The organism is Nitrospira sp. BLG_2 (assembly GCF_049222245.1).
In genome coordinates this window covers 1-11,479 of record NZ_JBLYIG010000729.1, presented here as the reverse complement: position 1 = coordinate 11,479, position 11,479 = coordinate 1, and the positions used below count along the sequence as shown (strand labels likewise).

The 11,479-nt window shown below is 49.1% G+C and carries 13 protein-coding genes; 3 read left to right on the top strand and 10 right to left on the bottom strand.

What is annotated here, in order from left to right; genetic code table 11:
• From rfbC to rfbF, 4 genes are all read right to left on the bottom strand, one after another.
• A partial coding sequence (gene rfbC / locus ACOSYY_RS19585) for a dTDP-4-dehydrorhamnose 3,5-epimerase (protein ID WP_421664632.1) occupies positions 1 to 527 on the bottom strand: 527 nt, incomplete at its 3' end.
• The gene (locus tag ACOSYY_RS19580) at positions 524 to 1,759 is read right to left on the bottom strand and encodes a methyltransferase domain-containing protein (protein WP_421664630.1); all 1,236 of its coding nucleotides are present in this window, start codon (positions 1,757 to 1,759) and stop codon (positions 524 to 526) included. The genes rfbC and ACOSYY_RS19580, both read right to left, overlap by 4 nt.
• Positions 1,760 to 1,829: 70 nt before the next feature.
• The gene (locus tag ACOSYY_RS19575) at positions 1,830 to 2,888 is read right to left on the bottom strand and encodes an NAD-dependent epimerase/dehydratase family protein (protein ID WP_421664628.1); all 1,059 of its coding nucleotides are present in this window, start codon (positions 2,886 to 2,888) and stop codon (positions 1,830 to 1,832) included.
• Between the two features lie 143 nt (positions 2,889 to 3,031).
• On the bottom strand, positions 3,032 to 3,805 hold the full coding sequence (rfbF, locus tag ACOSYY_RS19570) for a glucose-1-phosphate cytidylyltransferase (protein WP_421664627.1): 774 nt from the start codon (positions 3,803 to 3,805) through the stop codon (positions 3,032 to 3,034).
• A 736-nt stretch (positions 3,806 to 4,541) separates the two neighbouring features.
• On the opposite strand from rfbF, the gene ACOSYY_RS19565 reads away from it, so the two are divergent.
• The gene (locus ACOSYY_RS19565; protein ID WP_421664626.1) at positions 4,542 to 4,850 is read left to right on the top strand and encodes a transposase; all 309 of its coding nucleotides are present in this window, start codon (positions 4,542 to 4,544) and stop codon (positions 4,848 to 4,850) included.
• Between the two features lie 586 nt (positions 4,851 to 5,436).
• On the opposite strand, the gene ACOSYY_RS19560 is transcribed toward ACOSYY_RS19565, so the two are convergent.
• Entirely contained in the window at positions 5,437 to 5,790 is a 354-nt protein-coding gene (locus ACOSYY_RS19560) for a PilZ domain-containing protein (RefSeq protein ID WP_421664625.1), read from the bottom strand.
• 308 nt (positions 5,791 to 6,098) lie between these two features.
• Here ACOSYY_RS19560 and ACOSYY_RS19555 point away from each other — a divergent pair, with 308 nt between their 5' ends.
• Both ACOSYY_RS19555 and ACOSYY_RS19550 read left to right on the top strand, forming a co-directional pair.
• Complete coding sequence (locus tag ACOSYY_RS19555) at positions 6,099 to 6,707, top strand: response regulator transcription factor (RefSeq protein WP_421664624.1); 609 nt, start codon at positions 6,099 to 6,101, stop codon at positions 6,705 to 6,707.
• Between the two features lie 395 nt (positions 6,708 to 7,102).
• Complete coding sequence (locus ACOSYY_RS19550; protein ID WP_421664622.1) at positions 7,103 to 7,381, top strand: hypothetical protein; 279 nt, start codon at positions 7,103 to 7,105, stop codon at positions 7,379 to 7,381.
• Here the strand turns inward: ACOSYY_RS19550 and glgA are convergent.
• The 5 genes from glgA to mgtE all read right to left on the bottom strand — a co-directional run.
• Entirely contained in the window at positions 7,378 to 8,853 is a 1,476-nt protein-coding gene (glgA, locus tag ACOSYY_RS19545; protein WP_421664621.1) for a glycogen synthase GlgA, read from the bottom strand. The genes ACOSYY_RS19550 and glgA overlap by 4 nt on opposite strands.
• A gap of 53 nt (positions 8,854 to 8,906) precedes the next feature.
• Entirely contained in the window at positions 8,907 to 9,293 is a 387-nt protein-coding gene (locus ACOSYY_RS19540; protein WP_421664619.1) for a hypothetical protein, read from the bottom strand.
• Positions 9,294 to 9,393: 100 nt separating this feature from the next.
• Positions 9,394 to 9,750 (bottom strand): gamma-butyrobetaine hydroxylase family protein, encoded by a 357-nt coding sequence (locus ACOSYY_RS19535; RefSeq protein WP_421664618.1) that lies wholly within the window; start codon positions 9,748 to 9,750, stop codon positions 9,394 to 9,396.
• Between the two features lie 25 nt (positions 9,751 to 9,775).
• A complete protein-coding gene (gene recO, locus ACOSYY_RS19530; protein ID WP_421664617.1) occupies positions 9,776 to 10,534 on the bottom strand; it encodes a DNA repair protein RecO in 759 nt (252 codons plus the stop codon).
• Between the two features lie 52 nt (positions 10,535 to 10,586).
• A partial coding sequence (mgtE, locus tag ACOSYY_RS19525) for a magnesium transporter (protein WP_421664616.1) occupies positions 10,587 to 11,479 on the bottom strand: 893 nt, incomplete at its 5' end.

The window sequence follows — 11,479 nt, the reverse complement described above, 5'->3', positions numbered from 1 at the left end:
TTGGGAAATGCTGGCCACGTTCGATCCTTCTCTGACACGGTTAAAATAGTTGCAGGCCAGACGATCTTGAACGCAGGATCATCCCAACGAAATCCTTGAGCGCTAGCAGGCACATAGAACTCTGACATGGAGTACGATACTTCGCTATTTTGTTCGAGTGTGAGAAACCCATGGGCGCAACATTTCGGAATATAGACAGCCCGGCGATTATCTGCGGAGAGCGTTATTTCGACATGCTGACAATATGTCGGCGATGCAGGTCGTAAATCGACGACGACATCGTAAATGGCGCCCGCCGTGCAGCGAACCAACTTCACTTCCTCATGTGGAGCAGATTGATAGTGAAGTCCTCGCATAGTGCCTTTCTGGACGTTCAATGAAACGCTTGACTGTACCCAGGTGATCGGAAGTCCATGAGCCTCGAACTCTCGATGACACCACGTTCGCATGAACATTCCTCGCTCATCTCGTACCGGCTCAGGATCGATCAGGAATACCCCTTTGAGGACGGTTTCTGTGAAAATCATGAATATACTTGTACTTCAGGAATCGGAACGATAAACTTGCCTCCCCACTCCCGAATGTAGCTCATTTGTCGCATAACTTCTTCCCGAATATTCCAAGGAAGAATCAAGAGATAGTCCGGGCGTGTGTCTCGCACTCGTTCCGGCTCATAAATCGGTATATGCACACCAGGCAGGAAACGCCCTTGCTTATGTGGACTTCGGTCTACCGTGTAGTCAATAAGGTCCGTTCGAACCCCGCAATAATTGAGCAACGTATTACCCTTTGCGGGAGCCCCATAACCTACAATGTGCTTACCTTGCTGTTTCGCAGAAATGAGAAAGGACAGGAACTTTCTTTTCGTTACCTCAACCCGCAGACCAAACGATAGGTAATGACTCAGCTGACCGAGGCCAGCGGTTTCCTCTCGCAATTTCAGTTCCTTTGCCCGCGCCTCGATAGGCTTGGAAGTATCGTCATTGTGGCAAGCATAGATTCGTAGAGACCCCCCATGAGTCGATAGCTCTTCTACATCGAACAATTTCATTCCACGGCGAGTAAATACTTGCTCGACCGCCAAGAAAGAAAAATAGGAAAAATGCTCGTGATAAATGGTATCAAACTGGTTCTGTTGCATCAGCTGAAGCAGGTGAGGAAATTCCATGGTAATCAGGCCCTTCGGCTTCAGCAGCACCTTGAGCCCATTCACGAAATCATTCAGATCCGGGACATGGGCAAGCACGTTGTTCCCAATAATCAGATCAGCAACCCACCCGTCAGCAGCTAAATCCAAAGCTGTCTTCTCTCCGAAAAAGGCCACCTTCGTATGAATCCCTTTCTTCTTCGCCACCTCAGCGATATTGGAAGCAGGCTCGACTCCCAGCGCAGAGATGCCTCGCGACACGAAGTTTTGCAAAAGGTATCCATCGTTGCTGGCGATCTCCACTACTTTGGAGCTGGAATCTAATCTGAATCGGCCCACTATCATGTCTACATAGGCTTTTGCATGTGCCAGCCAAGAATCCGAAAATGATGAAAAATACGCGTAGTCCGAAAAAATATCGTGCGGCGTTGAGAATTGCTTCAACTGAACCAACAAACACTTCTCGCAAACGTATACATGCAGTGGATAGAAGGGCTCCATGAGATTCAATTGGTCGTGCTTGATGTAGGAATTAGCCAGTGGAGACATACCGAGATTGACGAACGTACGCTCAAGCGTCGCACCGCAAGACCGACATCCTGATTGCCCCATACAGATATTCCTCCTACTGACCAGGACGATACGCCGCGCTCAATACCCGACACGACAACCGACAACGCCTTCAAGCATTGCTTCGTTCTTTCCACACAAGGTCGTCTGTCAGCTGCCCACTCTCCCGCAATCGTTTTAATGTAACTAGCCGTATCAACTCACCCGTCCGAAACTCATGGTCGCGAAACTGCATGGCCATAAGCCCATCATGAAGATCCTTCACGGCACTTTGAAGGTCAACCATAGGGAGAAATCCTTGCGCTAGCTTAGAGAACTTGTCAAAATTTACTCGATATGAGCGTTTATCTGGTTGCGCATCCTTATTGATCGAAACGTCGACGTTCGGCACAAGATTGGCTACGGCTGCCGCCAAATCCTTTACCTGATAATTCCATGCGTCGCTTCCCACGTTTATTGTTAAAAAGGATCCGCCATCTCGACAGTCTCGCTGCACAGCCCAATCAATTGCTCTTGCCATATCTTTGACGTGAATCAAGGGGCGCCATGGTGTTCCATCACTCAGGATATTGATGCGCTTTGACACAAGCGCGCCAGCCACAAAATCATTCAATACTAGATCCAATCGCAGCCGATCACTCATGCCGCACGCTGTCGCAAACCGTAGGCAGGTCGCTGTGAAGGCTTCTGATGCAAGTGATGCCAGGTCCTGCTCAGTTTGCACTTTCGATTTGGCATATGCCGTAAGAGGATTTAATGTATCCTCTTCTCGGCGGGGACCACCTTCGGCAAATCCGTACACACTGCAGCTCGATGCAAACACAAACCTCTTAACGCCTGCTCGCTTTGCTTTCCAGGCAAGATCGATACTCGCTTGATAGTTTATATTAAGAGTAACCTTTTCAAAAATGGCACCCATAGGATCGTTTGAAATGGCACAGAGATGTACGATAGCATCGATTCCTTGCAGAATCTGGTCAGGAACATGTCGAATATCCCCGAAATATTGATGATCAGCTAAACTTTCAGGGAGTCGAGAAGCACCTGTTAAACAATGGGCAAAGTATCCCATATCGTAGCCAATGAGCGTTGCTTTAGGATGGGATTCTCGCAAACGACGCAGTACCAACGGGCCGATATAGCCCATATTGCCTGTAATTAAGATCTTCATATCCTACTCCGATTTAACACTTGCTGTACCACAGACACAATTTCCTTAGTGGGATGCCCGACGAGACGGCATTCACCACTGACGTTGAATATTAGACGGCTTAAGGACCTGTTAGCCGAAAGAACTAAGGTCGGAATAATAATTTACCATACCTTCCAAGGAGCCTTCGACGATTGCCACAGCTCCTCCAAGTAATTCTTCTCTTTCAGAGTATCCATACAGGACCAGAACCGATCATGCCGATAGCCCATCAATTGATTATCTTTCGTGAGCTGCTGGATGGGATCCCTCTCCCACACCGTCTCATCCCCCTTAATGTAATCAATGGCCTTATACTCGAGAACATAGAAACCGCCATTGATCCAGCCTTCTTCGCCATGAGGTTTTTCTTTGAAGTCGACGATATGGTCGTGGTTAAACACAAGCCGCCCAAATCTAGATGGAGGTAGAACTGACGTCACCGTGGCTAACTTTCCATGCGATTTATGGAATTTAATTGTGGCTTGAATGTCCACATCTGAGACCCCATCTCCATACGTAAACAGAAACGTTTCGTTCTCGCCTATCCATTTTTTTAACTGTTTGAGCCGACCTCCCGTCTGAGTGTGCAAACCGGTATCGACGAGATGCACTTTCCAGTCTTCGTGCCGTTTCCCGTCATGAATTGTTGTCTTTCCACTCCCAAGGTCGACCGAAATATCGTTATTGAACGCATAGAAGTTGAGGAAGTAGTCCTTGATCATCTCTCCCTTGTAGCCAAGACCGATAACAAATTCCTTTATCCCGTGAGCAGCATAAATCTTCATGATATGCCACAGGATCGGTTTTCCACCGATTTCTACCATAGGTTTCGGTCGCAGTGTCGTCTCTTCGGATAGTCGAGTTCCCCACCCTCCTGCAAGAATTATTGCCTTCATATTCATATCCTCTCTTAGCGCCAGGTCCCTAGACTTGGAAGGAATCTCCGTTCATGGTGCTGCATATGGAATTACATATGGAATTAATTGGTGGATTCCCGACACAACTCATACCTGGCGCAAATGTGCGCAAAAGCACCATTTCTTTAGGTCCGGACGTTTCTCCTGCAAACACGGCTTCGGGCCCGACGAAGAGGCGATCTTGATTAACACGTTGCCGCTACTAGGCTCCTTCGGCCTCTCCGGTACACATATTCCATAGATTGATCCGGACGAATCCCAGCGAAAGAGAGAGGCACTTATAGTCCTTACCTCGTGCCGCGCCATAATTGAAACGGCTTCTCGCCTTGCCGCGTCAATAATCCTCTGTTTTTGCAACAGTGGCAAGAAATACTCCACTCCCTTTCATCGAGTATTCTGCTTGGCTTGGCCTGCTTTCTTGCTTATTGTGGTTTGACTTCTACGAAATACATACCATTGCATCTCGCAGCATCTCAATCTGTCAAAAACAAATCGCTCATAGCGCTGGATCCATCTAGCTTCGTCAGGCATCCACCGAATTTTAACGTTCTAATAAACTATGCCCCTCAAGTCAACCTGCTATGGGAAAGCTCTCTCACAGACAACAGCCATTCTTCCTGGTGAAGCTCCAATCGACACTCCACTCATCGACACGGAAGTCTGCAGATCGAAATCGTCACTTTGCCGATACAGATCTTTCACCCTCACGGACAACATGAAAGATGTGTCGCTGGCTGAAGAGCTATTTTCAGATTTCTCCTATTATCGAAAGATTAGAACTTATCTCAAAATAGTTGATGGCACGAAATTCCATCTCTTAAGTCCGGTCATGCTGCGTCTGCGTGACGAGCAATGGGAGCGGATTCGGGAGCACTTTCCTGAAGAGCACATCCCGGACAGCCGCCCCGGCCGCAAACCCGTGCCGACCCGAGCGGCCTGGGAAACAGTACTCTGGATCCTGAACACCGGTGCGCAATGGCCCTTCTTGCCCTCAGTGCTATCCCAATGGGGATCGGGCCTATGACAGTGATGGACTCTCGATACCGACCTCAAACAAGTGGCGTGACCTGATTGCCCTGCATCGTTCCAAACGAAAACTGAAGACCCAAGATGGTCGTCACTCCGGCCGCATGAACGCCGCTGGTTGGTCGAAGGCTTTTTTGCTCAGTTCCAATGGAAGCGGCACCCACTCATTCGCAGGGAGTATTCCGCCGCCAATTTTCTCGAGTTCTCCAGTTCGCCTGCATCACCATGCTCCTCAACCAATTTTGAGATAGGTCCTAGCAACTCTGATTTAAAAGCACCAAGCTTAAATAATTAAATATAAATAACTAATATTGGAGTACATACGAAACTGATGACCGAATTTTGAGTAGAGATTCACCATGACAATCGATCATCTTTCTCGATATCCTCTCCTTATGGATTCAGTCGTTGTGTACAGGGCTGCAACCTATCTCAAAGCTGAATTGAGGAGCCCGAGCCAACGTCGCTGATTTAACTGTCGCCATGAGTAAAGGCAGATCACGGGAAATATTGAGGATCAGGGCTGCGATCCCCACACACTACTGACGCCTGATCACGTGGACATTGTAAGTTTGCGATAGATTCTAGAACATGAACTTAAGCCCTACGAAATACGTGACGTGGCTGATCGAATCCCCAATCGGAAGCTTTCTTGTCCAGCGCACTTCAGCAAGCGTTGGCGTTTCAGCAATCGTTATAGGTGTCGGGACATAGACTTTCAATACCTGTTCAATATTCGGAGCTTGGTCCATAAGCACTAACATGCCTCCACTACTAATATTCAGCGATAGCGCTTTCCCTCCTTTAGCGAGACTACCATTCCCCGTCTCTAGCGCTGTCATCTCATAAAGGATTGGTCTCAGCAGTGCTACCCGCTCACTATGGTTTTCATAGCTATCTCTTATCGGCCAGTCCCATTCCATTGGCATCACGTCCATTCCTCCCCTCACTAAAAGAAATCGCTCCCAATTTCCCGTTCAAATAGTGTCTTTATCCGCAAATAGGCATTCAGATATCGGTAGGTTGTGCTCAAACTAGCCACTCACCCTAATTCAAGCCTATGGGGAATATATTTATCGCTTTCTGAACTGACAATACCGATGACGTAGGCTGCATTCTCAAAGGTATATGTTGACTCCCTCGAAAGGGTTAGGTACTATTCCCACATTATCTAATGCCCTGCTCCAGTGTCTAAGCGAGACTCGATACTACTAGTTCCAATAATATTGTGATGTCTTAACGTATTATGACAGAAGCAGTTAAAGGTATTGACCAAACAGATGCCCTTGCTGATCAGAGGGCGGGATCTGGGATAGTAGTGCTGTCGGCATCCATGCAACTTTTACATATGAATCGGCAAGCTACAGAGCTTGCCAAAAAAATCAATGCCGTCGAGCATGGGAGGACTACTACAATTTCAGCGCATGGAGTTCTCCCGACCGCTCTGACTGAGCTTTGTGCGGAAATCATTAAAGCCCTTCACATACGCACGGAAGCCAAGGATTGGGAACAATTTGAACTTAAACGTGTAACAGGCGACCCTAATCAACCCATCCTTCTTAGAGGTTTTGGATTACCGGATCGAGGAGGCATCCAAAACGCCAGGCTTGTGGTTACCATGGAAGAATTGGGGCGGAAACAGAACCTCAATACAGAACATGCTCGAGAACGTTTTCAGCTGACTAACCGCGAGCAATCAGTCGTTGAGCATCTCGCAAAAGGGTGGACCAATAAAGAAATCGCCAATGCTCTCCAGATTACTGAACAAACTGTAAAAGAACATATTAAGCACATTATGCGAAAGACTAACGCTACCACTCGTACTGGAATTCTCGTCCAAATCTTCAATTCCTGAAATTTTCCCCAATGCCTTCCGATATCCTCTCACTGTGTCAATAGCGCAACAGTGGATCGCGTTTGACACATTACTACTCGGTGAGCCCCTAAAACTCTCTTAGTTTTCTTGTTGTTGAGACTATATTTCTTGGGTCTATCACTTGCAGTGACCTAAAGGTCCGAGGGAGGTATAGACTTATGAACTGTGGCATATTCAGAGAAAGGCTGGCCGTAGGGTTATTGGGGGCAGTCTTGCTTACGTCAGGGTGCACAACCGGTCCTTCATCCCAGTTGACAGAACTAAAAAATAGCGGCTTCATGTCACTGTGGAGTACCTATGCGGATTGTAAATCTACATCTGACTTAGCCCAAGCAACTTCAGATCTGACCCAACTGCGTTCAGCAAACCAAGAAATGAGCGAAGGGTTTATCCTGCCGCTACCAACTCATCTTGAGCGTCTAGTGACTAATCCCACGAGTCGAGCGGCGGTCGATGTGGAAGCGATGACAGCTGCATGCGCGCTACACACCGGAGAATTAGCCTTGAGTCAAGGGCAGACTGATATTGCCCGTGATCTCCTAGTTTCGGTCATCAAGCTTCATAAGGAAGAACGCTCTTACTACGTTCTAAAGGCAAAGACATTGCTGGCAAAGCTCGAGCCAGGGGTCAACGTTTCGTTCAACGTTCGCTAGCTCTCTCTTCCTCCTCTCCCCAATTCTCGATAAAATTCCACATAAAGTTTTGCCGATCGATCCCAAGACAAATCGGTCTTCATTCCCGTATAGATCAAGGATTGCCATGTCTGCCGATCTTTGTACACATGAAGCGAGAGCAAGAGCACCGAGAGCAGAGAATCAGTCGAAGTATCAATGAAATGGAAGCCAGTTGCAGACCTAGATTTGACTGTTGACGGCCGAAAGGGAACAATGGTATCTGCCAATCCCCCTGTACGGCGCACAATGGGTACCGTCCCATACCGAAGGCTATACAGCTGACTTAGCCCACATGGCTCATAGCGAGAAGGCATAATTAACATGTCCGATCCAGCTTCAATGCGATGCGCCATTCCTTCGTCGAAGCCTAGGCATAAACCAATGCGATTCGGATATTTGGCTTTAATCGCAATGAATTGTTGTTCCAAATGGTGATCTCCCGTACCGAGCACGACGATTTGTGTGTCTAAGGACATGAGCTCAGGAATCACTTCTATCAGGAGATCAAAGCCCTTCTGGAAGGTCAGCCGACCAATCACTGCTAACAAGGGAACGGAATGATTGGGCAGTCCAAACTCGCGTTGTAGCGCTCGCTTGCATGCTCCTTTTCCCGACAAATCCGCGGCCGTATAGTGTGCCGATAAGTAGGGGTCGCTCTCGGGATTCCAGGCAGCGATATCAATGCCATTTGTAATCCCTTTGATGCCATCCGTACGGCTTGCCAATACACCTTCAAGACCACACCCGTGTTCTGCGGTCATGATCTCCTTCGCATAAGTAGGACTTACCGTCGAAACAGCATCCGAAAAGATGATGCCTCCCTTCAGACAATTAATCGACCCATAGAACTCGATCCCGCTCGGAGAAAAGAGTGATGGGGGAAGTCCCATCCTCATAAACTGTCGGCCAGGGAAGATTCCTTGATATCCCATGTTGTGCAGGGTCAAGAGCACTGTCGTCCGCTCAAGCACCTTATACTCATGAGGAAGAGTTTTCAGATATACTGCGCACAAGGCTGTCTGCCAATCGTGCAAGTGCAAGATATCAACCTTCTCTTCTCTAGTCTCGATCAAATCACGCACTATTTCGAGGACCGCACGACAAAATAGGATAAACCGCTCTAGATTGTCCGGGTAATCGTGATGATCGTGCTGGTAGAGACCCGGGCGATCAAAATAAGGATCGTACCGCACAAACAATACCCTCAACCGATGCAATGCACCTGTCACTGGTACGTTGTCTTCTTCCACCGTTACGGCTGCCAGCTTCCCATCCACTGGAATAGAAAGTCTCATGACCAGTTGGCGAGACTCAACGGTTGCTTGACCTCGGTAATCCGGCATTAGCAATGTCACATGATTTCCCGACTTGGTCAGCTCAATCGCCAATGCGCCGACCACGTCGGCCAATCCACCGGTTTTAGCATACGGAACGGCCTCGGAAGCGGCCATCACAATGTGCAATCCATCTCCGGATACTGGCATGCGAGGTATTATGCCTAGGACTAGGGTGTGTAAACTTCGTCAAGCCGGGTTTTAAATCGATCCTGATAGGCCCACGATTTTGCAAGGGCATGCAAATCCTCAGCTTTGAGCTCTTCCTTGTAAACAAGACGATCATCGAGAAATACGAGGAGCCAACCACGATCGGGGTATGCGAAATATACTCCTTCGCCCGCATGCACACCAGCCTTCCACCCCCTAGGAGCCTCCCCTGTCGCCACCCGCGATCGAGGAATAACACTGAAGTCCGGCATCACAAAAAAATAGCTGAACTCACTATGATACAGCGGCGGTTTTCCCCAGGCGTTGACGACGGCTCTGGGGGTGATTTGATCCAGTACAAGATTATTGGCTTGTACCAACAGTTCTTGCTGCTCTAAGGTTGGCATGCTCTTGCAACCTATGCTCGATACGAGTATCAAAACTCCACTGAGACACCGTATCGCCTTTATGGGGGTAAGGAAAATATTGGTCACTTGTGTTCTTGCCTCACATGAGCCGTCTGGACTTTGCCTCAACCGGTTTCACCGGCTGACAGATATCGCACTGACACAATTTTCTTAGCAATGAATAAGAATAGATACCGGTATCGTGACCGTCGCTCCATTTGAATTGAAACGCGTAACGTCCCACCGGCTCGATATCCTGGAGCATAATCAAAATCGGTACATCTTCTGACTTAAGACGCCGCTCACCTGTCCACTCATCAACACAGGCCGCGCAGGGACAATGCTGTCGCAGATAACGAACCGAATAGGTGCTCTTGTGGCTATCGCTCCACTTGATTCCCAGCACCCCCTTGTCGAGCCACTCCATATCTCGAGGCTCCAGAGCAGCGGCTGCCATGTTTTCACCTCTCATTGTGCCTAGCTCATCCTGGCAATGCCAGCGATAGGAAGTCAACCGGTGGTAGCCGTTTCCCGGCAACAACAGTGACGTACCCTTCGATCGCTTCCTCCACCTCATTCCGCACTTGCCCCGTAGCTCGCAACCGCGGGAGTAGCGTGGGAGCCAGTCGAATGGCTTGCTGGAGAAACAAAAGACTGCCTCGTGAGAATGCGACACATTGAATTCGTTGATGTGCGGTACAGGTCAGGCATACAAGACCTCCGGCCATCGGAGAAAAATGAGGTGCCCCGACGAACTTCGTCTTTCCACAGGCAGCGCACTGATCGGTCTGAGGACGAAACCCCGTCAATCCCAGCAGTCTGATCTGAAAAAGGAGCGCTGTAAAGGTCGAGTCTTCACTTTCGGGGAGCGCGGCAAGGCCTTGCTCCAGAGTATCAAATAAGAGCGGGTCTGGGTCTCCATCCGGAGTGATCGCTGCTACGACATTGACCATCCGTGCCGCCGAGGCCATCAAGCGAAGATCTTCCCGCAGCACTTGAGAAGACCGTACGAGATCGACATGCGAAATCCGAAACAGGGAGTCCCCCGCTTTTTCGAATAGATTCAGGCGACATACACTGAATGGTTCAATCGCTCCCCCGAAACGGCTTTTCTGACGACGGGCACCGCGAGCTATGCCTCGGATTTTACCCAGACTTTTTGAATAGAAGGTGATGATTCGATCAGCTTCGCCCCATTTACGACTCCGCAAGATGATCGCCGTCGTCTTTACCAGAGGCACGGCGTTCTCCACCCGTTACCGCGACAGAAACGTGAGGACCCGCTAATCCGTGTCATCGGAGATACTCTAAGAAAATAGTGGCTAAAGTCAGGGAAATTGTAATACCGTTGATGTCATTAGCGGTCGTGACAAAAGGACCGGCCGCAACGGCCGGATCGACTCCCACGCGCTTGAGGAGAATCGGCATAATCGTCGCCATGCTGGTCGACACCAAAAACGCGATAATCAGCGAAGCTCCGACGACCATACCCAAAAATCCTTGATGCAAAACCCAGGCGACCAGCGTCAACGTCACCCCACAAGCCAATCCCATGACCAGGCCGATCTTCGCTTCACGAAAGAAGACGGGCCATACATGGGTGAGTTCCACGGAGCCGGTGGCCAATCCTCGAATAATCAGTGTCGAGGACTGCAATCCCACATTACCGCCCATCGCTGCAATCACGGGGATAAAACTCACGATCGCTACAACTTCCTGGATCGTATAACGAAAATACCAAAGGATTGCACCGGATAAGAGACTGCCGACCAAATTGGTAAAGAGCCATGGCAATCGCAGTTTCGCCGAGCCGAAGCTCGAAGACTTCGAACCCGTTTCTTCTTCAATCGCCCCCGCCATTTTCAACATGTCTTCCGTCGCTTCTTCTCGGATCACATCGACTACATCATCAACCGTGATGATGCCTACAAGTTTGCCGTCCCGTTCTACAACCGGAATAGCCAGCAAGTTATAGCTGGCTACCTGGCGCGCGACTTCTTCTTGGTCCATGTCGATCGCCACACTCATGACCTCTCGGGTCATGATATTTTTCAGTGGAGTGGTCGGAGGGACTGTGATCAGTTGTCGGAGCGAAAGGACCCCGACCAGACGATCATCCTTGTCCGTCACATAAATATAGAACACCATTTCCGCATCGGTGGCTTGCTGCAACCGACGGATTGCTT

What these genes read in the sequence shown, in the direction of transcription:
- ACOSYY_RS19565 (WP_421664626.1), top strand. Translation starts at nt 4,542, where the DNA reads ATGAAAGATGTGTCGCTGGCTGAAGAGCTATTTTCAGATTTCTCCTAT.
- ACOSYY_RS19555 (WP_421664624.1), top strand. Translation starts at nt 6,099, where the DNA reads ATGACAGAAGCAGTTAAAGGTATTGACCAAACAGATGCCCTTGCTGAT.
- rfbF (WP_421664627.1), bottom strand. Translation starts at nt 3,805, where the DNA reads ATGAAGGCAATAATTCTTGCAGGAGGGTGGGGAACTCGACTATCCGAA.
- ACOSYY_RS19575 (WP_421664628.1), bottom strand. Translation starts at nt 2,888, where the DNA reads ATGAAGATCTTAATTACAGGCAATATGGGCTATATCGGCCCGTTGGTA.
- ACOSYY_RS19560 (WP_421664625.1), bottom strand. Translation starts at nt 5,790, where the DNA reads ATGGACGTGATGCCAATGGAATGGGACTGGCCGATAAGAGATAGCTAT.
- glgA (WP_421664621.1), bottom strand. Translation starts at nt 8,853, where the DNA reads ATGGCCGCTTCCGAGGCCGTTCCGTATGCTAAAACCGGTGGATTGGCC.
- ACOSYY_RS19535 (WP_421664618.1), bottom strand. Translation starts at nt 9,750, where the DNA reads ATGGCAGCCGCTGCTCTGGAGCCTCGAGATATGGAGTGGCTCGACAAG.
- ACOSYY_RS19580 (WP_421664630.1), bottom strand. Translation starts at nt 1,759, where the DNA reads ATGGGGCAATCAGGATGTCGGTCTTGCGGTGCGACGCTTGAGCGTACG.
- ACOSYY_RS19550 (WP_421664622.1), top strand. Translation starts at nt 7,103, where the DNA reads ATGAGCGAAGGGTTTATCCTGCCGCTACCAACTCATCTTGAGCGTCTA.
- ACOSYY_RS19540 (WP_421664619.1), bottom strand. Translation starts at nt 9,293, where the DNA reads ATGCCAACCTTAGAGCAGCAAGAACTGTTGGTACAAGCCAATAATCTT.